24 protein-coding genes and 1 pseudogene are annotated in these 26,426 nt (G+C 71.4%); 13 read left to right on the top strand and 12 right to left on the bottom strand.

The features are described from left to right. Positions 1-519, bottom strand: coding sequence for a hypothetical protein (locus EPO51_RS17945; protein WP_293353038.1), 519 nt, complete (start codon positions 517-519; stop codon positions 1-3). Positions 520-667: 148 nt separating this feature from the next. Here EPO51_RS17945 and EPO51_RS17940 point away from each other — a divergent pair, with 148 nt between their 5' ends. Beyond that, positions 668-1,489 (top strand): hypothetical protein, encoded by an 822-nt coding sequence (locus EPO51_RS17940; protein ID WP_293353036.1) that lies wholly within the window; start codon positions 668-670, stop codon positions 1,487-1,489. A 106-nt stretch (positions 1,490-1,595) separates the two neighbouring features. Here EPO51_RS17940 and EPO51_RS17935 read toward each other — a convergent pair whose 3' ends face one another. Next, positions 1,596-2,558, bottom strand: a complete 963-nt coding sequence (locus EPO51_RS17935) for a sensor histidine kinase (RefSeq protein WP_293353034.1) — start codon at positions 2,556-2,558, stop codon at positions 1,596-1,598. 203 nt (positions 2,559-2,761) lie between these two features. On the opposite strand from EPO51_RS17935, the gene EPO51_RS17930 reads away from it, so the two are divergent. After that, positions 2,762-3,193: a hypothetical protein gene (locus EPO51_RS17930; RefSeq protein WP_293353032.1), complete on the top strand. Its 432-nt coding sequence runs from the start codon at positions 2,762-2,764 to the stop codon at positions 3,191-3,193. Positions 3,194-3,362: 169 nt separating this feature from the next. Here the strand turns inward: EPO51_RS17930 and EPO51_RS17925 are convergent, their stop codons facing one another. After that, positions 3,363-4,055 (bottom strand): hypothetical protein, encoded by a 693-nt coding sequence (locus EPO51_RS17925; RefSeq protein WP_293353030.1) that lies wholly within the window; start codon positions 4,053-4,055, stop codon positions 3,363-3,365. 177 nt (positions 4,056-4,232) lie between these two features. Between EPO51_RS17925 and EPO51_RS17920 the strand changes: the two genes are divergently transcribed. Continuing rightward, positions 4,233-4,565 carry a hypothetical protein gene (locus EPO51_RS17920; protein ID WP_293353028.1) on the top strand — a complete coding sequence of 111 codons (333 nt, stop codon included), beginning with the start codon at positions 4,233-4,235 and terminating at the stop codon, positions 4,563-4,565. 3 nt (positions 4,566-4,568) lie between these two features. Here EPO51_RS17920 and EPO51_RS17915 read toward each other — a convergent pair whose 3' ends face one another. Continuing rightward, positions 4,569-5,234, bottom strand: coding sequence for a hypothetical protein (locus EPO51_RS17915; protein ID WP_293353026.1), 666 nt, complete (start codon positions 5,232-5,234; stop codon positions 4,569-4,571). 113 nt (positions 5,235-5,347) lie between these two features. On the opposite strand from EPO51_RS17915, the gene EPO51_RS17910 reads away from it, so the two are divergent. Continuing rightward, on the top strand, positions 5,348-5,563 hold the full coding sequence (locus tag EPO51_RS17910; protein ID WP_293353024.1) for a hypothetical protein: 216 nt from the start codon (positions 5,348-5,350) through the stop codon (positions 5,561-5,563). Here EPO51_RS17910 and EPO51_RS17905 read toward each other — a convergent pair. Then, positions 5,519-6,010 carry a flavodoxin family protein gene (locus tag EPO51_RS17905; RefSeq protein WP_293353022.1) on the bottom strand — a complete coding sequence of 164 codons (492 nt, stop codon included), beginning with the start codon at positions 6,008-6,010 and terminating at the stop codon, positions 5,519-5,521. The two genes, EPO51_RS17910 and EPO51_RS17905, sit on opposite strands and share 45 nt — an antisense overlap. A gap of 104 nt (positions 6,011-6,114) precedes the next feature. On the opposite strand from EPO51_RS17905, the gene EPO51_RS17900 reads away from it, so the two are divergent. Continuing rightward, the gene (locus EPO51_RS17900; protein ID WP_293353020.1) at positions 6,115-7,476 is read left to right on the top strand and encodes a serine hydrolase domain-containing protein; all 1,362 of its coding nucleotides are present in this window, start codon (positions 6,115-6,117) and stop codon (positions 7,474-7,476) included. Positions 7,477-7,512: 36 nt separating this feature from the next. Here the strand turns inward: EPO51_RS17900 and EPO51_RS17895 are convergent, their stop codons facing one another. Beyond that, a complete protein-coding gene (locus EPO51_RS17895; RefSeq protein WP_293353019.1) occupies positions 7,513-8,865 on the bottom strand; it encodes an amidohydrolase family protein in 1,353 nt (450 codons plus the stop codon). After that, positions 8,862-10,316, bottom strand: a complete 1,455-nt coding sequence (locus EPO51_RS17890) for an amidohydrolase (protein WP_293353018.1) — start codon at positions 10,314-10,316, stop codon at positions 8,862-8,864. Before EPO51_RS17890 ends, EPO51_RS17895 begins: the two co-directional genes overlap by 4 nt. Positions 10,317-10,457: 141 nt before the next feature. Between EPO51_RS17890 and aspS the strand changes: the two genes are divergently transcribed. Further along, on the top strand, positions 10,458-12,239 hold the full coding sequence (aspS, locus tag EPO51_RS17885) for an aspartate--tRNA ligase (RefSeq protein WP_293353017.1): 1,782 nt from the start codon (positions 10,458-10,460) through the stop codon (positions 12,237-12,239). Positions 12,240-12,251: 12 nt separating this feature from the next. Here aspS and EPO51_RS17880 read toward each other — a convergent pair whose 3' ends face one another. Both EPO51_RS17880 and EPO51_RS17875 read right to left on the bottom strand, forming a co-directional pair. After that, complete coding sequence (locus EPO51_RS17880; RefSeq protein WP_293353016.1) at positions 12,252-13,265, bottom strand: pentapeptide repeat-containing protein; 1,014 nt, start codon at positions 13,263-13,265, stop codon at positions 12,252-12,254. Between the two features lie 110 nt (positions 13,266-13,375). Beyond that, positions 13,376-15,829 carry a TSCPD domain-containing protein gene (locus tag EPO51_RS17875; protein ID WP_293353015.1) on the bottom strand — a complete coding sequence of 818 codons (2,454 nt, stop codon included), beginning with the start codon at positions 15,827-15,829 and terminating at the stop codon, positions 13,376-13,378. 183 nt (positions 15,830-16,012) lie between these two features. Between EPO51_RS17875 and EPO51_RS17870 the strand changes: the two genes are divergently transcribed. Both EPO51_RS17870 and EPO51_RS17865 read left to right on the top strand, forming a co-directional pair. Beyond that, complete coding sequence (locus EPO51_RS17870) at positions 16,013-16,417, top strand: NADH:ubiquinone oxidoreductase subunit NDUFA12 (RefSeq protein WP_293353014.1); 405 nt, start codon at positions 16,013-16,015, stop codon at positions 16,415-16,417. Between the two features lie 2 nt (positions 16,418-16,419). Beyond that, on the top strand, positions 16,420-17,250 hold the full coding sequence (locus tag EPO51_RS17865) for a DUF2155 domain-containing protein (protein WP_293353013.1): 831 nt from the start codon (positions 16,420-16,422) through the stop codon (positions 17,248-17,250). On the opposite strand, the pseudogene aat reads toward EPO51_RS17865, so the two are convergent. Next, a pseudogene (gene aat, locus EPO51_RS17860) lies at positions 17,217-17,837 on the bottom strand (leucyl/phenylalanyl-tRNA--protein transferase); the annotation flags it as partial. The gene EPO51_RS17865 and the pseudogene aat sit on opposite strands and share 34 nt — an antisense overlap. A gap of 38 nt (positions 17,838-17,875) precedes the next feature. Beyond that, a complete protein-coding gene (locus EPO51_RS17855; protein ID WP_293353012.1) occupies positions 17,876-19,513 on the bottom strand; it encodes a carboxylesterase/lipase family protein in 1,638 nt (545 codons plus the stop codon). 104 nt (positions 19,514-19,617) lie between these two features. On the opposite strand from EPO51_RS17855, the gene EPO51_RS17850 reads away from it, so the two are divergent. From EPO51_RS17850 to EPO51_RS17830, 5 genes are read left to right on the top strand one after another with little or no spacing between them, the layout of a single operon-like run. Next, a complete protein-coding gene (locus EPO51_RS17850) occupies positions 19,618-20,823 on the top strand; it encodes a glycosyltransferase (protein ID WP_293353011.1) in 1,206 nt (401 codons plus the stop codon). A 1-nt stretch (position 20,824) separates the two neighbouring features. Further along, on the top strand, positions 20,825-21,325 hold the full coding sequence (locus EPO51_RS17845; protein ID WP_293353010.1) for a PepSY domain-containing protein: 501 nt from the start codon (positions 20,825-20,827) through the stop codon (positions 21,323-21,325). A 17-nt stretch (positions 21,326-21,342) separates the two neighbouring features. Beyond that, the gene (locus EPO51_RS17840; RefSeq protein WP_293353009.1) at positions 21,343-22,014 is read left to right on the top strand and encodes a response regulator transcription factor; all 672 of its coding nucleotides are present in this window, start codon (positions 21,343-21,345) and stop codon (positions 22,012-22,014) included. Further along, the gene (locus EPO51_RS17835; RefSeq protein WP_293353008.1) at positions 22,011-23,369 is read left to right on the top strand and encodes a HAMP domain-containing sensor histidine kinase; all 1,359 of its coding nucleotides are present in this window, start codon (positions 22,011-22,013) and stop codon (positions 23,367-23,369) included. Before EPO51_RS17840 ends, EPO51_RS17835 begins: the two co-directional genes overlap by 4 nt. A 49-nt stretch (positions 23,370-23,418) precedes the next feature. Then, positions 23,419-25,074: a Na/Pi cotransporter family protein gene (locus EPO51_RS17830; RefSeq protein WP_363201011.1), complete on the top strand. Its 1,656-nt coding sequence runs from the start codon at positions 23,419-23,421 to the stop codon at positions 25,072-25,074. On the opposite strand, the gene accC is transcribed toward EPO51_RS17830, so the two are convergent. Next, the gene (accC, locus tag EPO51_RS17825) at positions 25,071-26,423 is read right to left on the bottom strand and encodes an acetyl-CoA carboxylase biotin carboxylase subunit (protein WP_293353007.1); all 1,353 of its coding nucleotides are present in this window, start codon (positions 26,421-26,423) and stop codon (positions 25,071-25,073) included. The two genes, EPO51_RS17830 and accC, sit on opposite strands and share 4 nt — an antisense overlap. Between the last annotated feature and the right edge of the window lie 3 nt (positions 26,424-26,426).

Raw genomic sequence — 26,426 nt, 5'->3', positions numbered from 1 at the left:
CTACATCTCCGCCGGCGGCGGCGTGATCGGTGCGGTCAGCACGGTGTCGTTGTCCGAGAACGCGGTCAGCATCGTGCCCTTGTTGATGGTGATGTTCTTGCCCTTGATGAAGCCGGCCACCGGCCAGAGCAGGACGACGCTCACCACCTGGGCGCCGGTGCGGTGCTCGCCCTGGACGCCCCGGTTGGCGCGCAGGCGGATGCGTTCGTCGCCGACCTTCAGATAGAGCAGGCGCACGTTCAGCTTGCCGGTCTTGCCCAGCATCCCGTTCTTGCGCGCCTCGACGATCTCGCCCACGCCGCGATAGCCGGCCTTCAGCACCGTGCCGTCGGGCAGCTTGACGTTGTCGTCCAGGCTGACGGTGAAGCGGTCGCCGGTGTTGGCGGTCTTGCTGGAAATGGCGTCCTCCAGCCGCATGGGGAACTCGGTCCCCTCCGGGACCTTGATCTCCGCCGCCAGGGCCTGGCCGGCGACGAGCGACATCGCGGCGGCGAGGGCCGCCAAGTGGTTGAATTTCATGATGGCGGCCCCCCATGGCCGGTAAGATACTCACGGCCAAGCTAGGGCGGGTTGGATATGGCCGTCCAGCAACTTTGACGACAGCGCCAGTTTCGCGCCACACCCCCTCCGACCGTTTCTGACGCACCGGCCCTCTACACTCCCGACCATGACCGTCCCTCCGGACATGGCCGAGCGCCACGGGCGCCAGCTGGCGCGGTTCGCCGAACTCAGCCTGACGCTGGCCGAGGACGTGCATGCGGCCGCGGTCGCGGCGCCCGAGCCGGAGCAGAAGGCCCGGCTGGCCGAGGCCTTCCACCGCCTGGGCCGGGCGCTGCGCCAGTCGGTGGCGTGGGAGGCCAAGCTGGTCCGCGACCGGGCCCGCGACCTCAAGGCCGCGGAGGCCGACGCCGCCGAGGCGCAAGAGCGGGCCGTGGGCCGCCGCCGCGACCGGGTGCGCGCCGAGGTCGAGCGGCAGATCTATTGCGAGATCGACCCCGGCGAGGCCGACGCCTGGCTGGCCGACTTCGAGGAGCGGCTGGAGACCGAGGCCCTGGACGACGCCTTCATCGACGAGGACGTGGACGCCCAGGTCGCCCGCCTCGCCGCCGAACTGGGCCTGACGGGCGAGGCCAGGCACGACTACACGCCCCGCCGCTGCCGCCCCCGCGTGGCCGACCCGGCGCGCGCCGCCGCCCGCCTGCGCGACCTGATGGGCTGGACGGACGACGACGAAGAGGACGGGGAGGGCGACGAAGCGGACGACGACGACCCCGACGACGAGCCGGACGAAGGGGAGGGCGAGCCGGAAACGCTCCGCCCCCTCCCGCCGCCCGTCGCCCCCGAGCCGCCGCCGCCGGACCCCGACCCCGAACCGCCACCCCCGCCGGACCCCAGGCCCCCGGACCCCAGGCCCCCGGACCCGGAACCCTACCTCCCGCCCTGGGAGCAAAACCCCCACGGCCGCTTCCCCGGCGGCTCCGGCTACTGAGCGTGCAGTCTCAAGGTCGGGTGGACGGCACGCGCCAGCCGTTCAGCCGCCGTGGCGCGCCGGCGCCGAAGGGCCGTCCACGAACCACACCACGCCCGCCCCTCGCTCAGAGGTCGAAGGTCGCCGTCCACCGCGCGCCCTCGGCGGGGAAGCTCAGCTTGGTCTCGGCGTTCGCCTCCGAGGCCAGGGCGCGCTTCAGCAGCCGGATGCCGAACCCCTTGCGGTCGGCCGGGGCCGGGCGGGGGCCGCCGCGCTCGCGCCAGTCCAGGGCCAGCCGCCGCCGGCCGTCGGTGTCCTCCACCCGCCAGGTCAGCCGGACCTCGCCGCCGGCCGCCGACAGCGCCCCGTGCTTGGTGGCGTTGGTGGCCAGCTCGTGCAGGCACAGGGTCAGCGGCACGGCCGTCTCGGGCGCCACCGTCACCGGCGTCCCCTCCAGGACCAGGCGCCCGGCCCCCGCCGGCCGGAACGGCGCCAGCGCCCGCTCGGCCAGGCCCTGCAGCGTCACCTCGCCCCAGCCGGCGGCCACCAGCACGTCGTGCGCCTCGGCCAGGGCCTGCAGCCGGGCGGCGAAGTCGCGCCGGGCGGCCTCGGGGTCGCTCGCGCCGCGGAAGGTCTGGTCGGCCAGGGACTGGACGACGGCCAGGGTGTTCTTCACCCGGTGGTGCAGCTCCAGCTTCAGCAGGCGCTCGGCGTCGCGGGCCGCCATCTCGCGGGCCAGGGCCGAGCGCAGCAGCGAGACGATCCAGATCACGAAGCCGCTGGAGGCCAGGAAGAACCCCACGCCCAGCGCCAGCCGGCGCGCCGCCACCGGCCCGGCGTGCGGCTCCAGCAGGATCACCCCGCCCACGCTCAGCAGCGCCACGCTGGCCGCCCCCGCCACCGCGCCGCCGAACACGGTGGCCGCCAGCACCGCCAGGATGAAGGCCGCGAACGGCGCGCCCAGGCCGATCCAGGGCGCCAGCGCCAGCCGGATCGCAAGCGCCAGCACGGCCAGCGCCAGGCCCAGCGCGATCCGCGCCGCTGCGCCGCGCGGCCGCCGCGCTATCCTCCGCACCAGAAAATCGGTCACACGGGCGCCCCTGGGGCCGCGCCCACGCGCAGCCTCGTCGGGGGTCACTCTAGGGGAGCCGGCGGATCGCGAACACTGCCGAGAGGTCGCGGGGGCGGGGCGGGCGGACGTGGCTAGTCTTTCCCGCGAATTAAGCCTGATGATTCCGGAGGTCTTCATAACAGTTCGAGATATCGGGAAGTCTAGACCTTCTGGAGCGAACCATGCCGAAGACCACCATCATCGACTCGCCCGTCGACGCCGCCATCGACGGCGGCAACTTCGCGACGATGCCCAAGGACATCTCGCACGTGACGTTCTACTTCGACGCCACGCCCGAGGACCACGAGGACTCCGAGTTCTTCTTCGTGAAGATCGAGACCCCGGACTCCGTCGCGGACGACCTCGACGCCTGGTACCAGGACGCGCTGAACGAGATCCTGGCGCGCAACACCCAGCTCGCGGCCGAGGACCTGGCCGGCGTGGCGATCAAGTTCGGCAGCGCGCGCGGCGGGACCGGCGGCGAGTTCTACTACAGCATCGACGGCGACAGCACCGACGTGGACTACGCCCCCACCGGCGGCCTGGTCCAGGCCAGCGAGTACAAGTCGTACGGCGGCGGCGCCCAGTACAGCTACGGCGACCTGTTCTCCTAGGCCTGGGGCGGCTTCACCTTCATTCATCCCCAGTTCAGCCACGGGGTCCGAATATCCCCCCATCGACGGTCGTCCGCTCTCCCGTCCCTCGAAAGGGCGGCCGAAGATGAAACAACGACACGCACCATGGCGGCGCGTCACCCTAACCGGTGGCGCGTCGTTCTGCCGTCTAGCGCCGCCGCCGCGCCGCCGCCTCCAGCTCGCGGATCCGCTCGGCATAGAGCTGGTCCACGCGCCCGCGGTTGGTGGTGCGGGACAGCGCGATGCGGAACCGGGCCTGGTCGCGGTCCAGCACCAGCGGATCGACGCCGGCGGCCACGGCGCCTTCGTAGGCCCGCAGGATCCGCCGGTCCTGGGCGGCCCGATCGGCCTTGGCGGGGACGGGTCGCGCGGCCTTGGGCTTCGCGATGGCCTTCTTCGGAGCCGGCCGCTCCGGCGCGACGGGCGCGGCGACGGCCGCGGCCGCGGGGGCGGGCAGGGGCGCCGGCGGGACCGGGACCTGCGCCGCCATCACCGCTTGGGGCGGGGGCGGCGTCTCCGCCCCGGACCGGGCCAGCTGCCAGCCCACCACGATGGCGACCGCGGCCGCGCCGACGGCGCCCAGGATCGCGGCCGCGACACGCCTGCGCGGCGCGGCCTTCGGGCGGGCCTCGGCCTCGGCGGGCTCCAGGCCCCACACCTCGTCGAAGCTGCCGGTCACGAAGGTCGTGGGCTCCCGCGGCAGGGCCCGCACCCGCGCCCCGCGCCGCGCCAGCTCGCCCCGCAGCTGCTCGGCCAGGACGTGGTTGTGGCGCGCCTCCGCGGCCGCCAGCAGCCGGCGCATCTCGGGCGAGTTCAGGCTCGACAGGTCCACCCCGGGCATGCGCGCCTCTCCCTGGCGGTCGCGTCCAAGCGCGGCCGTGCCCGGATCAACCCGCCAACCACGGCCAAGGTTTCCGGCCAAGCTCGTTCAGTTAGGTGACCCGTGGCTGAACGCGCGGCCCCGACCCCGTTCAGGCCCGTCGGCCTACCTTCCGGGCAACTCTGGAAGGAGACCGCAATGAAGAAGATCATCCTTGGCCTGACCGTAGCGGCCGCGACCTTCGCCGCCGGCGCCGCCATGGCCCAGCCCTACGGATACCGTGGCGAATACCGCGACTATCGCGGCGGCTACGAACGCGACTACCGCTACGACCGCGGCTACCGGGACAGCGACCGCGACGGCATCCCGGACCGTCGTGAATGGAATCGCGACCGCGACCGTGACGGCCGTCCCGACCAGTACGACCGCTACGACAACCGCCGAGACCGACATCACCATCGCGGCTGGGATCGTCGCGACCACGGCCGCTACGACTATCGCTACGACGATCGCGGCGGCTACTACCGTTAGGCCCTAGTCGGTCTCCAGCTCGGCGATCCGCCGGGCGTAGCGCTGGCCCAGGACCGTGCGGTCGGCGACGTTGACGCTCCCGGCCTGCCAGGCCGCCTGGGCGTCCTCGATGGCCTTGACGTCCGAGCCGTTGGCCCGGGCCCGATCCAGCGCCGCCTTCATCTTGCGGTGCTGGATCGCCAGGCTGGGGTAGCCGCAGAGCAGCCGCTCCTGGTTGGTGGGCAGGTCGTAGCAGGGATTGCGCCCCCGCTCGGCCGGCCGGACCGGCGCTGCGGGTGCTTCGGCCGCCGCGTCGGCGGCCTGTTCCGCGAGCGCCGTGGTGGTCAGCGCCACCGCGATGCGCGGCGCCGGTTCGGCGGTGGTCAGCGCCACGGGCTGCGGCTGCGGCTGCGGTTGCGGCGCCGGCGGCGGAACCGCGAGGCTCAGGCCCCAGGCCACCGCCGCCCCCGTGAACGCGGCGAGCCCCGCGATGGCGACCGCGGGACCGCGCCGGCGAACGGGCGGGGCGGCGGCCGGCATCGGCATGGGCTGGGCCCGCGGACGGCCGGTCCGGGCGGACAGCTCGGCCTCCACCCGGCGGACCAGGCCGTCCTGGCCACGCTCCCGCGCGCGCTCCAGCAATCGCCGCAGCTCGGCCGAATTCAAGGCGGTAAGATCGATCCCCAGCATGGTCCTCCCCCAGAACCAGAGGCGACCTTAGCACGGCGTTGCCGGCTCGTCAGGCCACCGGCTGGGAACCGCATGACGGGTATCCGACTTGTCTACACGCTGGAGAGGGTGCGATGGCGGACGAACCGGTGGCGGCGCGCGCGATCACCGACGGCGACTGGGCCGACGACCCGGAAACGCGCGCCCGGCAGATCGACGCACTGATGGCGGGCCCGCCGGCGGACTTTCCCCCGATTATCGTCATCGGCGACGAGGCCGTTTTCGGGATCCACCCCGTCCGCAGCCTAGAACACACCCATCGCCAACCCGGCGGCCATGGCGGCGCCTAACTCCGCACAGGGCGTCAGTTCGGCCTCTCCCAGCGCCTTCTCGGCGAGGATCGCCTCGGGCGTCTGGGCGTGGGTCCCGACGATGAGCGGGTCGGCGATCGGCTTCAGCCGCCAGCCGGTGGCGATGCGGGCCAGTTGCCGTGCGGCCCCGGTTCCGTCGCTGCCCGCCGCGACCAGCGAGGCATAGGGCCGGCCGCTCAGTTTCTCGAGCACGGGATAGTAGGACCGGTCGAAGAACTCCTTCATCTCTCCGGACATGGAGGCGAGGTTCTCCGGGCAGGCGAACAGATAGCCGTCGGCCGCCAGCAGGTCGTCCGGGCCCGCGTCCGCCGCGGCCAGCACGCGGACCTCGACGTCCGGTTCCGCCGCCGCGCCCCCCGCCGCCGCCTGCGCCATCGCCCGCGCGGCCCCGGTCCGCGAATGCCAGACGATGAGGAGTCGCTTCATGGGCTCCAAACTAACGGATTGCCGCGCTGAAACGCACCCGCGCTTGCGCCCAAGCTGTCGACCCCTAAGCTCGGACCCAACAACAGTTTGGGAGGGGACCCTAGATGCTGCGCACGACCACCCGCCTCGCCGTCGCGCTGACGGCCGTTTCGCTGGCCCTCACGCCGGCGGGCGTGGGCTACGCCCAGGCGGTGAAGAAGCCGACCGCCGCGGCCAAAGCCGCCGCCGGCCTCTCGCCCGCCGCCAGCCCCGAAGCGCTGGGCTTCGACAGCGCCCGCCTCGCCCGGCTGGACGCCTATATGAGCGGCGCAGTGGCCCAGGGCCGCATCCCCGGGATGATCACGCTGCTGGCCCGCCACGGCAAGATCGTCAGCTACAAGACCTACGGCAAGAAGAGCTGGGCCACCGGCGCCCCGATGACCGAGGACACGATCTTCCGCATCTACTCGATGACCAAGCCGATCACGGGGGTCGCCATGATGATCCTCTTCGAGGAGGGCAAGTGGCGCCTGGACGATCCGGTCACCCGCTTCATTCCCGAGTTCAAGACCCTGCAGGTGGTGAAGACGGTCAATCCCGACGGCACGATGGTGCTGGAGGACATGAAGCGCCCGCCGACCATGCGCGAGATCATGAGCCACACGGCGGGCTTCGGGTACGGCCTGCAGGACGAGCATCCGGTGGACAAGCTGTACCGCGAGAAGGGGGTCCTGGGCGCCAACGGCCTCAAGGACATGATCGACCGCACGGCCACCATCCCCCTGATCTTCCAGCCGGGCGCGTCGTGGCGCTACTCGTCGTCGGTCGACATCCAGGGCGCCATCGTCGAGCGGATCTCGGGCCAGACCCTGGGGCAGTTCCTGGAACAGCGGGTCTTCAAGCCGCTGAAGATGAACGACACCGCCTTCTTCGTGCCGGCCGACAAGGCCAGCCGTCTGGCCACTGTCTACATGGCCAACCGCGAGACCAAGAAGGTCGAGGAGGCGGTGAACCTCTTCGGCAATCCGATGCCGACCTACCTGGCCGCGCCCGCGATGGAATCGGGCGGCGGCGGCCTGGTGGGCACGACCATGGACTATGCGCGCTTCGCCCAGATGATCGCCAACAAGGGCGTGCTCGACGGCGTGCGCATCCTGTCGCCGGCCTCGGTCGAACTGATGGGCACGAACGTGATCTCGAAGGATGCGCTGGTCGCTTCAAACGGGAACGGCGTCAGCCGCTTCAACGAGGCCGTCGGTTTCGGCCTCGACTTCATGGTGATCAAGGACGCCCGTGAGGCCGGCAGCCTCGAAGGTGACGGCACGATGAGCTGGGGCGGCGCGGCCGGCACCTGGTTCTGGGTCGATCCCAAGAACGACCTGATCTTCGTGGGCATGATCCAGCGGCTCGGCGGCACCGGCGGCGACGACCTGGGCGCCATGTCCCGGACCCTGACCTACCAGGCGCTGGTGGATCCGGCGAAGTAGGTGGGCGGGACCATCCCTCCAGGGAGGGGGACGGTCCTAGTGCGAATACCCCGGAGGCATTGGCCGGTTCAGGTCGAGGTACCGGTCGCGCAGGTCGAGCTGGCGGGAGCGGAGCGGCTGGCTTTCGCCGCGCACCAGGATGAACTGGGGCTTCGACAGCGGCTCGAAGGGGTCGCCGGACCAGATCACCAGATCGGCGTCCTTGCCGGGCTCCAGCGAGCCCACGCGGCCCGCGACGCCGAAGATCCTGGCGGGGTTGATGGTGACGGCGGCCAGGGCGCCGGCCTTGGTCATGCCGTTGGCGACCGCGATGCCGGCGTTGTAGCGCATCTCGTGCGCCCGGTGCGCGCCGCTGTTGCCCTCGATCGCCACCGTGACGCCGGTGGCTTCCAGGCGAGCGGCGTTCTCCAGGGTCGAGCCCAGGGTCTCGAAGCTGGTCGGACGATCCAGGACGGGGTTCAGGATCACCGGCACGCCGGCCGCCGCGATCTCGGGCGCCACGCGCCAGGCCTCGGCGGCGCCGGACAGGATCAGCTTGAGCTTCTCGTCCCTGGCCAGCTTCAGGACCGTGCGGATGTCCGAGGCCTTGTTGGCGACGGCGATCAGGGGCATCTGACCTTGCACGACGGGGATCAGCGCCTCGAGGTCGGCGCGCGACAGCGACAGGTCGCGGTAGCCGGCGCGCTCGTAGGCGGCGCGGTTGCGCATGTAGGCGCGAACGTCTTCCAGCGCTTCCTTGAGCAGGACGTACTGCGCGCCGCGCGCGCCGCCGGCCACCTTGGCGCCGGCGTCGCCGAACGGGCTGACCATGGCCACCTTGGCCTTCAGCAGCATGTCCGGGCCGCGGGCGAGCTGGATCACCGCCGCCTGGCCGGCGAACAGGTGGTGGGCGTTCTCGGAGGCGGGAGCGCCCGAGGTGGCCTCGACGCCGCTGTCGTCGTGCTCGCCCGCGCCGCCCTGGCCGCCCTCGGCCCGGGGGGTGACCACCGCGCTGGTGATACCGCCCAGCCGGGCGACGGGGATCACGACGGAGTCAGGGTTGAGCGCGTACTGCACGTCGAACGCCGCCCCCAGATCCGGGGTGTTGACGTCGACGTCATCGCCGACCGCCGAGACTTCCACCGCGCCCAGCATGCTGTTCACGGCCACGAATCCGGGGGTGAGAACGCCGCCCTTAGCGTCCACCACCTGGGCGCCGGCGGGGGTGGCGGCGCTGGCGCTGACCGAGACGATCTTGCCGTCGCGGATCACGACCGTGCCGTTGGGAATCTCGGCCGCGCCGGGGTTCTGGATGCGGGCGTTGACGATGGCCACCGTGGCGGCCAGGGCGCTGCCGGGAACGGCGACGATCGCCGTCGCGGCCAGCAGGGAGGCGAGGCGGCGGATCATCGGCGGCCCTCCTGGCCGAGTTCGAAGTCGGATCGGGACTGGAACCGCGGATCGGTCCGGTCGTAGGCGAGGCCGCCGTCGATCCAGACCCGCTGGGCGCGCGCGTAGATCGAGAAGGGATTGGAGTCCCAGAGCGTCACGTCGGCCCGCTTGCCGGCTTCGAGGGTGCCGGTCTCGGCCAGGATGCCCAGGGCTTTGGCCGGGTTGGCGGTGATCCAGCGGATGGCCTGGGCCTCGGTTATCGAGAGGCCCGCGGCGCGGCCGGCGGCCAGGGCCTCGGCGGCTTCCTGGTTCAGCCGCTGGATCAGGTCCGGATCGTCAGACTTGATGATCGCGCAGGCCCCGGCGGCTTCCACCAGCGGGACGTTCGCCTCGATCGAGTCGTTCATCTCCAGCTTCGAGCCCCACCAGTTGGTCCAGGTGGCGGCGCAGATGTCGTTCTTCGCCAGCAGGTCGGCGATCTTGTAGGCCTCGACCGTATGGTGGAACGCAGTGATGTGGTAGCCGAACTCCTTCGAGATATCGATCATCTGGGCCATCTCGTCGGCCCGGTAGCAGTGGTTCTCAACCAGGATCTCGCCGTTCAGCACGCCCACCAGGGTGTCGAGCTGCAGGTCGCGCTTAGGCGGGTCGGCTTTCTCACCCTTGGCCGCCTTGGCGCGGTAGTCGTCCCACTTGCGCTTGTAGTCGGCGGCGTTGATCCAGGCGGTCCGATAGCCCGCCACATTGCCCATCCGCGTGGAGGGGGAGCGGTTCTTGGAGCCATAGACCCGCTTGGGGTTCTCGCCGCAGGCCATCTTCAGCGTGTAGGGCGCGCCCGGGAACTTCATGTCCTGCACCGTGCGGGCGGGAATGTTGCGAAGCGTCACGCCGCGGCCGCCGAAGAGGTTGGCCGAGCCCGGCAGCACCAGGAGCGTGGTCACCCCGCCGGCGCGGGCCAGGTTGAAGGTGGGGTCCTGCGGCCAGACGGAATGCTCGGCCCAGACCTGGGCGGTATTGGGATCGGTCGCCTCGTTGCCGTCCGAGTGCGCCTGCACCTCGGGCGAGGGATAGACGCCGGCGTGCGAGTGGGTGTCGATCAGGCCGGGGGTGACCCACTTGCCGCGCGCGTCGACGGTCTCGTAGCCCGCGGGCACGGCAAGGCCCGCGCCGACCGCGGCGATGCGGCCATCGCGGATCAGCACCGTGCCGTTCTCGATCTGGGTTCCCGCGCCGGTCAGCACTGTGGCGCCTACCAAGGCCAGGTTGCGGCCGGGCAGAGGGCGGTAGGTGGACGGGAATGGATCCTTCGACTGGGCCGGGTCCAGCCCCTTCGCCAGGGGCGCCGCGGGCTGGGACGACGATCCGGCGGGCGGGCTCTTGCCGGCCGACGGCTTGGGCGTGGTGGTGGCGCAGGCGGCGAGGCTTGCGCTGGCGAGCACCGCGAGCGCGGTCCCGAAAGCTTTGTTCACTGGAGATCCCCGAACAGACCGCGCGATGGGAAGGTTGCTCGCGCCCGGTGTCAAGCGCTTCGCGGCCCAGCGCGCCTTGACTTTCGGGGCGCCCCATGCGCCCTTCCGCGCCTCGTAAATCAGCTGATTTCCCCAAGAAAAATGCACGCCTACCGCACCCATACCTGCGGCGCGCTTCGCGCCGCCGACACCGGCAAGACGGTCCGCCTCTCCGGCTGGATCCACCGCAAGCGCGACCACGGCGGGCTGGTCTTCATCGACCTGCGTGACCACTACGGCCTGACGCAGCTGGTGATCAGCCCGGAGACGCCCGGCTTCAGTGTCGTCGAACGCCTGCGCGCCGAGAGCGTGATCCGGGTGGACGGCGAGGTCGTGGCCCGTTCCGGCGACACCGTGAACGCCAACCTCCCCACCGGCGAGGTCGAGATCCGGGTCAAGGAGATCGCGGTTCTATCGGAGGCCGCCGAGCTGCCGCTGCCGGTGTTCGGCGAGCCCGACTATCCGGAAGAGATCCGGCTGAAGAACCGCCACCTCGACCTGCGGCGCGAGACCCTGCACAAGAACATCGTGCTGCGGTCCAAGGTGATCCAGTCGATCCGCAACCGGATGATCGGGCAGGGCTTCCTCGAGTACCAGACGCCGATCCTGACGGCCTCGTCGCCGGAAGGCGCGCGGGACTTCCTGGTGCCGTCGCGGCTGCACCCGTCGAAGTTCTATGCGCTGCCGCAGGCGCCGCAGCAGTTCAAGCAGCTGCTGATGGTCTCGGGCTTCGACCGCTACTTCCAGATCGCGCCTTGCTTCCGCGACGAGGACCTTCGCGCCGACCGCAGCCTGGAATTCTACCAGCTCGACGTCGAGATGAGCTTCGTCACCCAAGAGGACGTGTTCGCGGCCATTGAGCCGGTGATGCACGGCGTGTTCGAGGAGTTCTCCGAAGGCAAGCCGGTGACGCCGTACCCGTTCCCGCGGATCCCGTACCGAGAGTGCATGAGCAAGTACGGCACCGACAAGCCGGACCTGCGCAACCCGATCGTCATGCAGGACGTCTCCGACCCGTTCCGGGGCGGCGGCTTTGGGCTGTTCGCGCGCATCCTGGAAGACGCCAAGAACGCCGTTTGGGGCATCCCCGCGCCGAAGGGGGGCAGCCGGGCGTTCTGCGACCGCATGAACAGCTGGGCGCAGGGGGAGGGCCAGCCGGGCCTGGGCTATATCTTCTGGAGCGAGGACCAGGGCGGTTGGGGCGGCCCGATCGCGAAGAACCTGGGCCCGGAAAAGACCGATGTGGTCATGGGTCAGCTGGGCATGGGGCAGGGCGACGCCGCCTTCTTCGTGGCGGGCGATCCGAAAGTGTTCGCCAAGTTCGCCGGCTCGGCGCGCACCAAGGTGGGCACGGACCTGCAACTCGTGGACGAGAACCGCTTCGAGTTCGTCTGGATCGTCGATTTCCCGATGTTCGAGATGAACGAGGAGACCAACCGCGTCGACTTCTCGCACAACCCGTTCTCGATGCCGCAGGGCGAGCTGGAGGCCCTGAACACCAAGGACCCGCTCGACATCCTGGCCTACCAGTACGACATCGTCTGCAACGGCTACGAGCTGTGCTCGGGCGCGATCCGGAACCACCTGCCGGAGATCATGTTGAAGGCCTTCGAGACCGCCGGCTACGGGCCGGAGGTGGTGGAGGAGCAGTTCGGCGGCATGCTGAACGCGTTCCGGCACGGCGCGCCGCCCCACGGCGGCCTCGCGCCCGGCATCGACCGGATCGTCATGCTGTTGGCCGGCCAGGTCGCGATCCGCGAGGTCATCGCCTTCCCGCTGAACCAGCAGGGCCAGGACCTGATGATGAATGCGCCGTCAGAAGTCGAGGACAGGCAGTTGAAAGAACTGCATATTCGCCTCGCGCCGCCGCTCAAGGCAAGCTAGCGGCGGCGTCGCTCAGCGCTGGATCGAGATGATGTAGCGCGGCTCGGCCGGCGGGACCGGCGGGACGGGAACCGCCGGCATCGCCGGGACCATGCGCATCGCCGGCTTCGGCGCGTCGTGGCGCATGATCATCCGCACGCCGCTGCAGATCCGCACGGTCAGGCCGCGCGGGGCCCGGGTGCGGCTGTCGCCGCAGGCATCGTCCATCTGGTCCTGGGTCAGGCCGCGGGCGTTGGACAGGTCGACGCCGTTCAGGGCGGTGCGCGAGAGGTCGGCGTCGCGGAAATCGGCGCCGTCGAAGGTCGAGCCGGTCAGGTTGGCGTTGCTGAGGTCCGCCGAGCGGAACGAGGCGTGGCTGAAGGTCCCGTACGACAGGCTGGCGTTGCTCAGGTCTGCATCCTGGAACACCGCGCCTTGCGCGTCGACACGGCTGAAGTTGGCGGCGGTCAGTTCGGCCGAGCGCAGGTTGGCGCCCGTCAGGCGCGCCCGCACGAAGTTGGCGCCGGTGGCCTCCACGTCGGTCAGCGTGGCGCGCGACAGGTCGGCGCTGTCGAAGACGACACCGTGCAGCGTGGCCGAGCGCAGGACCGCGCCCACGAGGATCGCCTTGCGGAAGTTGGCCCCCGTGGCCTGGGCGTCCGACAAGTCGGCCCGGGTCAGGTTGGCGGCGCTGAACACCACGCCGTTGGCCTCGCTGGAACTGAGGCGGGCGCTGGTGAGATTGGCGCCGGAGAAGTTCGCGCCGGTCATCGCGGAATCGCTGAGGTCGGCCTTGGTGAGGTCGGCGCCGACGAACACCGACGCGAGAAACTTGGCGTCGCGCAGATTGGCGCCCATCATGGTCGCGCCCGAGAAATTGGCGCCGATGATCCGGGCGCCCGACATGTTGCGGCCCGACAGCTCGCATTTCACGCACGAGCCGCCAAACGAGTCCTGACGCCGGATTTCCTTCTCGCCGGCCATCGCGCGCCCGGCGATCGGGACGATCGCGACGAGGGCGGCCGTGGCGGCCAGAAAGCGGGTCATACGCAACATCAGAGCGGCTTTTCCTTGCAGTCTCGCTGTCACCTGTGCCCGCTGCGCCCCTGCGACGCCACTTAAATCGCGGTAACTTCCAGGCTCTTAGCTGCGACGTTCTAACCCGTCTGGTCCTCGGGCAAGCGGCCTGCGCGCGTCCCGCAGGTCTCGCAGATCAGCGCCTGGCCCTTCTTCACCACGGCGATGTCGCCGCAGGCGGCGCAGACCTCGGCCGCGGCCAGGGCCGCAGGGCCGGCGCCCCGGTTCGCGGAGGGCAGGAAGACGAGGTTGTCGGGCGCCGCGCCGCGGGCGAAGCCGCGGGAGATGAAGCGCGACGCCGGCTGCGGGATCGGCTCTGCGTCGTCGGCGGCGACGGCGTCGGCCTTGCCGCGGCCCAGGCCGTCGGCGTTGAGCTCGCCCGGGTCGGCGCTGGCCAGCTCGTTGCGGCCCAGGTAGCTGATCCCCAGCTCGCGGAAGATGTAGTCCAGGATCGAGGTCGCCGACTTCACCGTGTCGTTGCCCGTCACGGACCCCGCCGGCTCGAAGCGGGTGAAGACGAAGGCGTCCACGAACTCGTCCAGCGGCACGCCGTATTGCAGGCCGATCGAGATCGCGATCGCGAAGTTGTTCATCAGCGAGCGAAAGGCGGCGCCTTCCTTGTGCATGTCGATGAAGATCTCGCCGAGCTGGCCGTCGTCGTACTCGCCGGTGTGCAGATAGACCTTGTGGCCGCCGACGCTGGCCTTCTGGATGTAGCCCTTGCGCCGGTCCGGCAGCTTCTGGCGGGTGCGCTCGCGCTCGACGATGCGCTCCACGATCCGTTCTTCCGGCTGCGGCGCGGCGGGCGCGCGGACCGGACGGTCGGCCACCGGCGGGATGTCGAGGGCGAGGGCGGCCGGGCCCGGCGCGCGGCGAACGCGGATCGCCACCTCGCACGCCGAAATCATGGCTTCGACCTCTGCGAGGGTGGCCTCCCAGGGCAGGGTGAGTTCCAGGACCGGCGGAACGTCGAGGATCGGCGCAAGCGCGCCCAGCATCGCGGTCTCGGCGGCCGGGGGCAGGTCGCCCGCGCCGCGCAGGACCAGCCGCTGGTCCTCGGTCAGGACGTCCGCGTCCGCCAAGCTGTCGCCGCCCAGCGCGTGGACCTCGGCCCGCGCGATCTCGTCCGCGTCGAAGCCGGCCAGAGCCAGGACGTCCAGGCCCGGATCGGCCAGTTGCTCGGGCGTCGCGCCCAGTACGTCGCGCAGGAAGCCCTCGCCGACCACGGTGGGCGCGAAGGCCCGCGCCAGGCTGCGCACGAACGGCAGTTCGGCCTCGGCGGCGGCGATCTCCAGGCTGGTGAAGCCCCGCGCGGTCAGCGCCTGGTGGTTCACCGCCGGCGCGTCGGACAGGCCGCGGTGGCCCAGCAGGGCGTCGCGCACCGCCGCCAGGTCCGCGCCCGTGGCCGCGACGCCCAGCATGGCGGCTTCCGACAGCACCCGGACGGTTTCGCCGTCGGCGGTCTCGGCGACGGTGACCGGGCCGGCCCAGGGCGCCGCGTCCAGCCGGACGCCCAGCCGCAGCGCCAGTTCGGGGTCGCTGATCAGGCCGAAGCGAAGGTCCAGGCCCAGGTCGTCGGTCGCGTCGCGCGCCGCCTGGAACAGGTTGCGGGCCGCCTGGCGCGCTTCTTCGCTGTCGTAGTCGAAACCCTGGGCGACCAGCCATTCGCCCAGCCCGCCCAGTCCGAACAGCATCGGCCCTTCGGCCTCCGCGCCCAGCGCCGTCGCGGCCAGCTTCGCCGCCTCGGCGAAGGCGGCGTCATCGAAGGCGCCGTCGCGCCAGAAAGCCATCAGCTCAACGCCGACGGCGGGCAGGGCGGCGGCCTCGGCGATGGCGGCCGCGGCCGCCGCGTCGGGGGCGGCGATCACCCGGCCGGTGGTCCAGGCGGCGCGGGCGAGGGCAGGGCCTTCGGCGGCCAGCGCCACCACCGGCGTCATGGGCGCGGGCGGCGGGGCGGCGCAGAGCCACTCCATCTCGCCGGCGCGGGCCAGCGCGATGGCCTCCAGGATGGTGGCGTCGGCCGCGCCCGCAGCCCGGGCGGCCTCCGTGGCCCGGGCCAGGCTGGTGTTGCGGGCGGGGTCGGCGCAGGCCTCGGGCCCGCCCTCGCAGCGCAGGACCGCGTCCATCACGGCCTGCAGGCGCGCGCCCATCAGCCCCGCCGCCGCCTGAGCGGCCTCGCGGCCCCGCTGGGACGCGGTCATGCGGTCGAGCGCGCCGGCCCCAGCCTCCAGGACGCGGAGCGGCTCGGCGGCGGGCGTCAGCGCCACCAGGCCCAGCATCATCGCCTCCGTGATCGCCTCGCGGAACCGGGTGCGGCTCTTCAGGTCCTTGGTCAGGCCCTTGGCCTGCGCCTTGCCGGCCAGGGTATAGGCGTATTGCAGGATGGCGGCGGCCAGGTCGGTCCGTCCGCCGGCCCAGTCGATCCAGGCTTCGGCCCGCGCATTGGTGAAGTGGGCCGGAGCCTCGACCTCCACCAGGCGGTCGCCCAGCTCCAGGATCCGCCCTTCGATTCCCGCGCGCGACGTTTCGCTCATGATGCGGCCGACTCCCTGACACGCGAGCCTAGGCGTCGCCGAGCGCCCTGAGCAATAGATGTTGGGGTAAGAAGCCCGGTCATCCCCAACATATTGCTGGGCGACGCCGTTGCGGCCCGCGCTGGACGCTCAAGAGGCGCCCGCCTATAGTCCGGCCGAATTTCGAGCCCCGAGAGCCCTGATTTGTCCGTCCTGAAGACGATCTTCACCTGGTGGAACGGCGCCACGACCGGCATCCACTTCACCGTGGCGCGCCGCGGCCGCTTCGTCGGCCAGGACGAGCTGGGCAACAAATATTACGAAGCCCGCGACGACCACGACGCCTACGACAAGGGCCGCAAGCGCCGCTGGGTGATCTACAAGGGCTACGCCGACGCCTCGAAGGTGACCCCCGACTGGCACGGCTGGCTGCGCTACACCTTCGACGAGCCGCCGACGGTGGAGCCGCTGCTGCGCCGGGCGTGGGAGAAGGACCATCTGCCGAACCTGACGGGCACCATCTACGCCCGTAAGCCGAAGGGCGCGATCTCGCGCGGCGGGGACCGCCAGATCGCCACCGGCGACTACGAGGCCTGGACCCCGGAATAGCCGTGGGCCCGCGCCGCATCCCGACCCCCTTCGTTCGCCGCGCCGGCCTCCTTCGCGGGGTGGGATTGGGCGTCGCCCTGGGCGCGTCGCTGACGGGGATCGTCTCGGCCCAGCCGACGGCGCCCGCGGCGCCGGTTCCGACCGAGGCGCCGCCTGCGCCGGTTCCCGGTCTCCCCGAAGAGGCTCCACCCTCCACCGTGGCCGCGCCCGCGCCGATCGTCGCGCCGCCGGTCAAGGCCGAAGAGGTGGCGCCGGCCGCCGCGCCCAAGGAACAGGTGGCCGAGAAGCCCGTCGCCGCCCCGATCCGCCGCGCCCGCTACAACATCGCGGTCCTTCAGGCGCTGGACAAGGTGACCGCCGAGACCCTGCGTTTCGAGGCCGCCGTGGGCCAGCCGGTGCGCTGGAAGGGCCTGGTGTTCACGGTCCGCGCCTGCGAGCGCTCGGCGCCGGACGAGGCGATCGATGACTCCATCGTCTACCTGACCATCGATTCCCAGCCGCGGCCCCAGCCGGGCCGGCCCACGCCGCCGCCGCGCCAGGCGTTCCGGGGCTGGATGTTCGCCTCCTCGCCGGGCCTGAACCCGGTGGAGCACGCCACCTACGACGCCTGGGCGATCAGTTGCAGGGCGGCCGCGCCGGCCCCCGCGGTGGCCGCCGCCGCGCCGGTGCGCCCGCCTGCCGCCAAGGCGCCCGAAGCCTCCGAGCCCAAGCTGCTGGACCTCCCGGCGGCCAAACCCGTCACGCCTGCGCCCAAGGCCGCGGTCCCGCCGCCGGCCACGCCGGAGCCCAAGCCCGCGCCGCCGACGGAACCGCCTGCGACCCCGCCCACGTAGAAGTGGGCCTCGACCTCCAGGGCCCTGGCCAGGCGCTTGTGGTAGGCCGCGCGCCCGATCTCCTCGGCGCCGAACTGGCTCAGGTGCTCGGTCATGAACTGGGCGTCCAGCAGCACGAACCCTCCGGCGATCAACCGCGCCACCAGATGGACCAGCGCCACCTTCGAGGCGTCGCGGCGGCGCGAGAACATGCTCTCGCCGAAGAAGGCGCCGCGGAGCGAGACGCCGTACAGTCCGCCCACCAGCTCGCCGTCCTGCCAGCACTCCACGCTGTGCGCGCGGCCCGCCGCGTGAAGTTGCAGGTAGAGATCCTCGATCGGCCGGTTGATCCAGGTTTCCGTCCGGCCCGGACCCAAAGCCGCGCACTCCAGCACCACCTGGTGGAAGGCGGTGTCGAACCGCACCTCGAACGGGTCGCCGCGCACCGTCCGCGCAAGCCTGCGGGACACATGGAACCGGTCCAGCGGGATCACCCCCCGGCGTTCCGGATCGATGAGGAAGACGCGGCTGTCCTCGCGCGCGTCGGCCATCGGGAACACGCCGCGGGCGTAGCAGTCGAGCAGGTCGCGGGCGTCGAACGCGGACATGCCTGACCTCTAGCCGCCCGCCGCGCGCCAGGGAACGGTCAGGCGACGAGCGCGGCGCGTTCCCTGGCGTCCGGATCCTCCACGACGGCGCATTTTGCGTCGAACAGCATGTTGGGCGTGGCGCTCGCGGAGACCGCCGGCCATCGGGGTAGGCCCCTGTGGTTCGGGTCGCCGGTGCGGGCGAAGGCGACCCAGGCGTCGGCCACCCGCCCGGCCAGGGCGCGCGCCTCGGCCGTACCGCCCGTGGCGTTGAGGCATCGATCGACGTTGTCGAAGCAATAGGCCAGCTCGGCGCAGTGGAACGCCCGCACCCGGCCGTCCAGCACCGAGGCCGGGTTGTAGTCGAAGCGGTAGAGCCAGGCCGGCGCCTTGCCCTGCGCGCCCTTGCGCCGCGCCTGGGCCACCGCGGGGGCCCGGAACTGACTGGAGACCAGCACGGACAGCACCTCGACCGGCCTGGCCTTGGGATGGGCGGCGCGGAACACATCCCAGGCGGCGGGCGAGGCGCCGGCGATCGCCTTGGCCATTCCGCGCGCCTGGTCCTCGCCCATGTCCTCCAGGGCGGGATTGCCGAGGCTCGGGCTATATTCGTTGAGGCAGGAGCCGACGATCATCGGCACGTCCGCGGAAAGGGCGGGCGCCCCGCCGCCCCAGGCGCCGGGAATGGCCGTCCCGTCCAGCGTCGGACCCCAATGCAGGTTGATCCGCCCGGCCGGCGGCTTCGGCATTTCCTTGCGGGCCGCTTCGCCCGCCTTGATGAGGTCCGCCGCCGAGACGCCGGTCAGCCGGTCCAGCTCGCCACGCCCGATCCCGAGCTCCTTCAGCACCACCTGCGCCAGTTGTCGCGACCGCGCGGTGTCGCCGATCTCCAGCAGCGAACCGCTCTGGACGATGGCCCTGTGGAACAGACCCTTGGCGGACGGCATGGCCATCAGGTTGGAGACCTTCGCCCCGCCGCCCGACTGACCGAAGATTGTCACCTTGCCCGGATCGCCGCCGAACGCCGCCGCGTTGGCCTTCACCCACTCCAGCGCCAGGACCAGGTCCAGCATGCCGGCATTGGCGGAGAGGCCGTATCGGTCCCCGCCGAACTCCGACAGGTCCAGGAAGCCGAACGGCCCCAGCCGGTGGTTCACCGAGACCACCACGACGTCGCCGCGCCGCGCCAGGCGCTCTCCGTCGTAGCCGGGAAGCTCCTGCGCCGAGCCGGCCTCGTAGCCGCCGCCGTGGATCCAGAACATCACCGGCCGGGCGCCCTTGCCCGGGCCCGGCGACCAGACGTTCAGCTTCAGGCAGTCCTCGCCCGCGAAGCCGTCGTCCCAGTCGTAGATGAAGGCCGTCTCGCTGTTCTGCCAGCCGGCCCGGACCATCTGCGGACAGCAGGCGCCGTAGGACAGGGCGGCCCGAACGCCGGTCCAGGCCGCCGGAGGCTGCGGCGGCAGGAACCGGGCCGCACCGCCGGTGTCCTTGCCGTAGGGCACGCCCTTGAAGACGAAGATCCCGTCGCGGACGGCGCCGCGCACCTTGCCGTGCTTCGTCTCGACGATCGCCTCGGGCGGCGTCGAAAGCCGGCCGGCGCCGCCGGATCCGCCAGGCTTGGCGGTGGCCGCGCCGCCCGCCGCCGCGACCAGTCCCGCCACTCCGGTCGCCATCAGCACATCGCGCCGATCCACCATGGCCGTCTCTCCCCTCGATCGTTCGCCGGACCTCACAGTGGAACATGGGCAAAAGCAAATGTTCGAGCGAGGCCCGCCAAATCCGACGCTCGCTAGCTGGGCCGATGCCAAGCCTACACCCCGTCGTGCTCTTCAGCGGCAGCCTCGCCGGCGACGGCGTCGCCCGCAACACCGTCCACCTCGCCAATGCGCTGGCCCGCCGGGGCGCGCCGGTGGAGGTCGTGTGCCTCAAGGGCGGGGCATTGGCGGCCGACCTGCGCGGTCCCCCGGTGACATGCCTTGGTCGCGGCGTCGGCCCGCGCGGCCTGGCGCTCGCCGCCGCCGTCCCGGCGCTGCACGCCCGGCTGAAGGCCCTGGGACCTTCTGTCGTGGTCTCCATGGGCAACCATGCCCACCTGGCCGTCTGGGCGGCTCTGCGGGGACTGCCCGATACGCCGCGCATCTACCGGATCAGCAACGACCCGGCGCATCACGGCCGCGATCGCCTTCGCGGCGGGCTGCGGGAGCTGGGCCTGCGGCTGATCGCGGCCGACGCGACGCGCGTGCTCTGCGTTTCGGCGGCGATCGCGGCCCGCGAACCTTTTCGCCGGGCCCGACGCGACCGGCGGGTGGACATTCTTCCGAATGGCGTCGACGCCGTGGCCGTCAGGGCCCGCGCCGCCGGGCCGGTGCGCCATCCGTGGCTGGAGGATGGCAAGCCGTTCCTGGTCGCGGTGGGCCGCCTGCATCGCCAGAAGAACTACGAGGCCCTGATTGACGCCCTGGCGTTGGCGCGGACGGAGGTTCCCGGCCTGCGCCTGCTGGTGCTGGGCGCCGCGCCGCCGGATCGTCGGGCGGCCCTGGAAGGGCAGGCGCGGGCGCGGGGCCTGTCCGGCGCGATCCGCTTCGAGGGCGAGGTGGCGAATCCCTTTCCCCTGGTGCGCCGCGCGGCGGCCTACGTCCTGCCGTCCCTTTGGGAGGGCGCCTCCAACAGCCTGCTCGAAGCCCTGGCGTGCGGCGTTCCGGTCGTGGCGTCGCGCATCGCCGGCAATGCGCCCGAGGTGCTGGCCGGCGGCCGCTATGGCGCCCTGGCGGACCCGACCGACCCGGCCGACCTGGCGCGCGCCATCACCGCCCAGGTCCGGGTCGAGACCCGCGTCGCGGCGGGCGACCGGGTCCAGGCCTTCGGGCTGGACGCAGTGACCGACCGCCTGTGCCGGATCGTCGCCAACGCCCGCTCCGAACATGACGAAATCCAAATGCAGCCCGAAGGGGCCGGCCATCTGCGGCCGCTATCTGGTGGGCTGCGGGGCACGAACACGGAGTACTGACATGAACATTCGCACCATCCTTCTGGCCGCGGCGGCCGCCGCCACCGTCGCCGCGCCGGCCGTGGCCCAGGTCGTCCGGCCGAAGATCTCGCTGGCCCAGGCCGTCGCCACCGCAGAGGCCGAACTCGGCGCCCGCGCCTACGACGCCGAGTTCGACATGGACCTTGGCGACATGGTCTACGAGATCGGCCTGGTGAAGAACGGCAAGCCCATCGAGGTGAAGGTCGACGCCGTCAGCGGCAGGGTCGTGCGCCAGTCCAAGCCGATCAAGGCGCGTCTGCCCGTCGTCGGCGAGCACCTGAAGGCCGCCCAGACGGCCCCGCGGACCCTGACCCAGACCATCGCCATGGTCGAGGAGGCCACCAAGGGCAAGGTCGCCGAGATCGGGCTGGAGCGCCGCGGCGGCCGGCACTACTACGAGGTGGAACTTGTCGGCGCCCCGGATCGCGACGTCCTCGTGGACGTTCGGACCGGCGCCATCACGCCGCTCATCGGCGACTGATCGGAGCGGACCGCCACATGCATGTTCTGGTCGTGGAGGATGACGAGCGGGTCGCGGGCCACGTCGTGAAGGGCCTGAAGGGCGAAGGCTGGCTGGTCGACCACGTGGCCGATGGCCGCCAGGCGCTCTTCCAGGTCGCCGCCGAGACCTACGACGTCATCGTCCTCGACCGAATGCTGCCCAACGTCGACGGCCTGAAGATCCTGCAGACCATGCGGGCGTCGGGAGACAGCACGCCGGTGCTGATCCTCTCGGCGCTCGGCGACGTGGACAACCGGGTGAAGGGCCTTCGCGCCGGCGGCGACGACTACCTGGCCAAGCCCTTCGCGTTCTCCGAACTGCTGGCCCGCGTCGAGGCGCTGAGCCGCCGCAAGGGCGTGGTCCAGGAGACCACCGAGCTCAGCCTGGCCGACCTGGAGATGAACCTCCTGACCCGCACGGTCACCCGCCGCGGCCAGGCTATCGACCTCACCACCCGCGAATTCAGCCTGCTGGAATACCTGCTGCGCAACGCTGGCCGGGTGGTGAGCCGCAGCATGCTGCTGGAGGCGGTCTGGGACTACAATTTCGATCCCCAGACCAACATCATCGACCAGCACGTCAGCCGGCTGCGCCAGAAGATCGACAAGGACTTCGACCCGCCCCTTCTGCAGACGATCCGCGGCATGGGCTACAGCCTGCGCGCATGACCTGGCCCAAGCCCCTGCGCAGCCTGACGCTGCGGCTGACCCTGGTCTACATGGCGCTGTTCTGCGCCTCGGTCGGCATCATGCTCGCCGTGACCTATGTCGGCGGTGTCTGGCGGCCGCTTCGGCAGGTCGAGGCCGCGGTCACCCGCGAGAGCGACGCCCTGGTGGCGGTCTATCGGGCCCGGGGCCGGGACGCCCTGATCCGGGCGCTGGAGCGCCGGCTGGTCACGGCCCGCGGCCGGCTGCCCTATCATGTGCTGATCGCGCCCGGCGGAGCCGTCGTCGCCTCCAACCTCGTCGACTGGCCGAAGGTCAGCGGGCGGGAATGGCTGCGCTACGAGTTCGGCACCTACGCCACCGGCGCGGAGGAGGAACACGAGGCGGTCATACGCGACGTGGCCCTGCCCGGGGGCTATCGTCTGCTGGTCGGCCTCGACACCGAGGACCTGGACGAGCGCGAGGACATGATCTTCGAGGCGCTGTCCTGGGGCGCGGGGATGAGCCTGGCGCTGGGTCTGCTGGGCGGGCTGGTCATGACCTTCGCGGTGAACCAGCGGCTGGACCGCATCAACCGCGCAGCCCGGGCGGTGATCGCCGGCGACCTGTCGGGCCGCGTCGCCCTGCACGGCAGCGGCGACGACTTCGACCAGCTTTCCGCCACGCTGAACGAGATGCTGGCCCGCATCGAAGGGCTGGTCGCCTCGATCAGCCGCGTCTCCGACAACATCGCCCATGAGCTGCGCACGCCGCTGACGCGCCTGCGCGCCGAGCTGGAGGAGCTGGCCGACGCGGGCGACGACCCCGCGGAGGTCGCCGCGCGCACGGGCGCGGCGCTGGAAGAGGCCGAGCGCCTGCAGTCGATGTTCGAGGCGCTGCTGCGGATCGCCCGCCTGCAGAGCGGCCCGCGGGACAAGGGGGCGTGGGTGGATCTCTCGGCGCTGCTGGAGGACGCGGTGGAACTGCATCGGCCGGCGGCCGAGGACCGGGGGCAGGGGCTCATCACTCGGATCGCGCCAGACCTGGTTATCCACGGAGATCGGGACCTGATCTTCCAGATGGTCAGCAACCTGCTCGACAACGCGGTGAAGTTCGCGCCGCCTGGCGGGGTCGTCCGCCTGGACGGACAGCCGCTGGCCGACGGCGTGCAGGTGACCGTGGTCGACAACGGGCCCGGCGTGCCGGAGGCGGAACGAGGCCGCGTGCTGGAACGGTTCTATCGTGGGCCGGGATCCGGCGCGGCGGGCTTCGGCCTAGGCCTGAGCCTCGTCGCGGCGGCGGCCGAACGGCACGAGGCGGAGCTTCGCCTGGAAGACGCCGCGCCGGGGTTGCGGGTGGTGGTCCGCTTCCGCACTTGAAGCCCGGAGCCCGACGTCGCCTTATCTCCCGCTCGCGGAGTTCAGAGTCATCGCCACGACCGTCGTCATCCTGGAACTCGCCGGCTTCGCCGCCCTCCTACTGTGGGGCGTCCACATGGTGCAGACCGGGGTCCAGCGGACCTTCGGGCCGAAGCTCCGCCACTTCCTGGCCGGCGCGTTGCGCAACCGCATCCGCGCCTTCGCGGCCGGGACCGCGGTGACCATCGCGGTGCAGAGCAGCACCGCCACCGCCCTTATGCTCACGGCCTTCTCGGCCGGCGGTCTCGTGGAGTTGGCGCCGGCCCTGGCCGTGATGCTGGGGGCCAATGTCGGGTCCAGTCTGGTCGTCCAGGCGCTCTCGTTCGACATCGCCGTGCTGGCCCCGATCCTGGTGCTGGCGGGGGTGACGCTGTTCCGCCGCTGGCAGGACGAGGCGCACGATTTCGGCCGGGTCTTGATCGGGCTGGGCTTGGTGCTGATCTCGCTGCACCAGTTCCTCCAGCTTCTGGAACCGCTGGTGGCGCGCCCGGGCGTCGGCGAGGCATTGCGGGCCTTGGGCGACTACATGCCCCTGGTGGTCGCTGGCGCGGCCCTACTGACCTGGGCCGCGCACTCCAGCGTCGTGACGGTCCTGCTGGCCATGTCCCTGGCCGCCAAGGGCGTGGTCGGCATCGACACCGGCGTGGCGCTGGTCCTGGGGGCAAACCTGGGCTCGGCGATCAACCCGCTGCTGGAAGGCGGTGTCGGCTCCGATCCGGCCAGCCGGCGGCTTCCCCTGGGCAACTTCCTCAACAGGCTGGTCGGGCTGGTGGTGGCGCTTGGGGCCCTCAGCTACGCCGCGCCCCATGTCGCTCGCCTCGGTCCGGATCCGGCGCGGGCATTGGCCAATTTCCACACCCTGTTCAACCTGGCCCTGGCGCTGGCCTTCCTGCCGTTCCTGGGGCCCTATGCCGACCTGATCAAGCGCCTGCTGCCCAGCCCTGCCGCCGAGGCGCGGCCCGGCACGCCCATCTACCTGGACCCGGCCGCACGCGAGACGCCCCAGGTAGCCCTGGCGCTCGCCACGCGCGAGGCGCTGCGGATGGCCGACACGATCGAGGGGATGCTCAACGGCCTGCGCGAGGCGCTGCAGTCCGACAGCCGCGGGCCCATCCACACCACGCGCCAGCTCGACGACGTGCTGGACGGCCTGAACAGCGCCATCAAGGGCTACGTCCTGTCGATCCCGGCCGAACGGCAGGAGCCCGCGGACGTGGCGCGCCAGACCGAGGTGCTGATGTTCGCCATCAACCTGGAGCACGCCGGAGACCTGATCGCCCGCGACCTGCTGAGCGTCGCCGAGCGCCGCCAGAGTCGCGGCGTCGCCTTCTCGACCGAGGGGGAGGCGGAGCTGGTGAAGCTGGTCGATCGCCTGATCGGCAACGTGCGGCTGGCGGCCTCTCTGTTCGTCAACCGGGACCCCGGGACGGCGCGCACGCTGGTCGCGGAGAAAGAGGCGTTCCGCGAGATCGAGAGCGAGGGCGTGGCCGCGCACTTCGCGCGCCTGCGCTCGGGCAACGCCAAGACGGTGGAGACCAGCTCGCTCCATCTCGACGCCCTGCGCGACTTGAAGAGCATCAACTCCCACCTAGTGGAAGCCGCCGCCTATCCGATCCTGCGCACCGGCGGCGAATTGCTCCCCAGCCGCCTGAAGACCGTGAACTAGCCGGCCGCCGCCTGGCTCGCCATCCACCGTTCCAGCCAGTGGATGTCGTAGGTCCCGGCCAGGAAGTCGGGCTGGTGGATCAGGTCCTGGAACAGCGGGATGTTGGTGTCGATGCCGCCGACCACGATCTCGCCCAGGCAGCGGTTGAGGCGCGCGATGCACTCCTCGCGGTCGCGGCCGTGGACGATCAGCTTGCCGATCAGGCTGTCGTAGTAGGGCGGGATCGAATAGCCGGCGTAGAGGGCGCTATCCATGCGCACGCCCAGGCCGCCGGGGGCGTGATAGTCGGTGACCAGGCCGGGCGAGGGGGCGAAGGTCTTCGGGTTCTCCGCGTTCACGCGGCATTCGATGGCGTGCCCCTCGAAGACCACGTCCGACTGCTTGAACGACAGCGGCAGGCCCGCGGCGATGCGGATCTGCTCGCGCACCAGGTCGATGCCGGTGATCGCCTCGGTGACGGGGTGTTCCACCTGCAGGCGGGTGTTCATCTCGATGAAGAAGAACTCGCCGTTCTCGTACAGGAATTCGATGGTGCCGACGCCGAGGTAGCCGATCGCCTTCACCGCATCGACCACCACCTTGCCGATCTTGGCGCGGGCCGCCGCGTCGATGACGGGCGAGGGGGCTTCTTCCAGCACCTTCTGATGGCGGCGCTGCAGGGAGCAGTCGCGTTCGCCCAGGTGACAGACGTTGCCGAAGCTGTCGGCGACGACCTGGAGCTCGATGTGGCGCGGGGTCTGGAGGTAACGCTCCATATAGACCGCGTCGTCGCCGAAGGCCGCCTTGGCCTCGGAGCGGGCGGTCTGGACGGCCTCGATCAGGTCGTCGGGGGTCTTGGCGACCTTCATGCCGCGCCCGCCGCCGCCCGCCGCCGCCTTGATCAGCACCGGGAAGCCGATCTCCTTCGCCGCGGCGATGGCTTCTTCCTCGGTGGTGATGGCGCCGTCCGAGCCGGGCACGACGGGGATGCCGGCTTCCTTCACCGCCTGCTTGGCGGTGATCTTGTCGCCCATCATGCGGATGTGCTCGGCCTTGGGACCGATGAAGGTGAAGCCGTGCGCCGTCACGATCTCCGCGAAGCGGGCGTTCTCCGACAGGAAGCCGTAGCCGGGGTGGACGGCCTGGGCGCCGGTGATCTCGCAGGCGGCGATGATCGCGGGGATATGCAGGTAGCTCTTCGCGGCCGGGGGCGGACCGATGCAGACGCTCTCGTCGGCCAGGCGCACCCACATGGCGCTGCTGTCGGCCTCGGAGTGAACGGCCACCGTGGAGATGCCCATCTCCTTGCACGCCCGGTGGACGCGCAGTGCGATCTCGCCCCGGTTGGCGATCAGGATCTTGTCGAACATCTG

The organism is Phenylobacterium sp., assembly GCF_004297125.1.
Classification (GTDB): Bacteria; Pseudomonadota; Alphaproteobacteria; order Caulobacterales; family Caulobacteraceae; genus Phenylobacterium.
Note: the sequence above shows the minus strand (reverse complement) of the source record. Positions and strands in the feature narration are given on the sequence as shown.

Excerpts from the sequence above, each read along its gene's own strand:
- EPO51_RS17945 (WP_293353038.1), bottom strand. The coding sequence starts at position 519 with ATGAAATTCAACCACTTGGCGGCCCTCGCCGCCGCGATGTCGCTCGTC.
- EPO51_RS17940 (WP_293353036.1), top strand. The coding sequence starts at position 668 with ATGACCGTCCCTCCGGACATGGCCGAGCGCCACGGGCGCCAGCTGGCG.
- EPO51_RS17930 (WP_293353032.1), top strand. The coding sequence starts at position 2,762 with ATGCCGAAGACCACCATCATCGACTCGCCCGTCGACGCCGCCATCGAC.
- EPO51_RS17925 (WP_293353030.1), bottom strand. The coding sequence starts at position 4,055 with ATGCCCGGGGTGGACCTGTCGAGCCTGAACTCGCCCGAGATGCGCCGG.
- EPO51_RS17920 (WP_293353028.1), top strand. The coding sequence starts at position 4,233 with ATGAAGAAGATCATCCTTGGCCTGACCGTAGCGGCCGCGACCTTCGCC.
- EPO51_RS17915 (WP_293353026.1), bottom strand. The coding sequence starts at position 5,234 with ATGCTGGGGATCGATCTTACCGCCTTGAATTCGGCCGAGCTGCGGCGA.
- EPO51_RS17910 (WP_293353024.1), top strand. The coding sequence starts at position 5,348 with ATGGCGGACGAACCGGTGGCGGCGCGCGCGATCACCGACGGCGACTGG.
- EPO51_RS17905 (WP_293353022.1), bottom strand. The coding sequence starts at position 6,010 with ATGAAGCGACTCCTCATCGTCTGGCATTCGCGGACCGGGGCCGCGCGG.
- EPO51_RS17900 (WP_293353020.1), top strand. The coding sequence starts at position 6,115 with ATGCTGCGCACGACCACCCGCCTCGCCGTCGCGCTGACGGCCGTTTCG.
- EPO51_RS17895 (WP_293353019.1), bottom strand. The coding sequence starts at position 8,865 with ATGATCCGCCGCCTCGCCTCCCTGCTGGCCGCGACGGCGATCGTCGCC.
- aspS (WP_293353017.1), top strand. The coding sequence starts at position 10,458 with ATGCACGCCTACCGCACCCATACCTGCGGCGCGCTTCGCGCCGCCGAC.
- EPO51_RS17880 (WP_293353016.1), bottom strand. The coding sequence starts at position 13,265 with ATGACCCGCTTTCTGGCCGCCACGGCCGCCCTCGTCGCGATCGTCCCG.
- EPO51_RS17875 (WP_293353015.1), bottom strand. The coding sequence starts at position 15,829 with ATGAGCGAAACGTCGCGCGCGGGAATCGAAGGGCGGATCCTGGAGCTG.
- EPO51_RS17855 (WP_293353012.1), bottom strand. The coding sequence starts at position 19,513 with ATGGTGGATCGGCGCGATGTGCTGATGGCGACCGGAGTGGCGGGACTG.
- EPO51_RS17850 (WP_293353011.1), top strand. The coding sequence starts at position 19,618 with ATGCCAAGCCTACACCCCGTCGTGCTCTTCAGCGGCAGCCTCGCCGGC.
- EPO51_RS17845 (WP_293353010.1), top strand. The coding sequence starts at position 20,825 with ATGAACATTCGCACCATCCTTCTGGCCGCGGCGGCCGCCGCCACCGTC.
- EPO51_RS17840 (WP_293353009.1), top strand. The coding sequence starts at position 21,343 with ATGCATGTTCTGGTCGTGGAGGATGACGAGCGGGTCGCGGGCCACGTC.
- EPO51_RS17835 (WP_293353008.1), top strand. The coding sequence starts at position 22,011 with ATGACCTGGCCCAAGCCCCTGCGCAGCCTGACGCTGCGGCTGACCCTG.
- accC (WP_293353007.1), bottom strand. The coding sequence starts at position 26,423 with ATGTTCGACAAGATCCTGATCGCCAACCGGGGCGAGATCGCACTGCGC.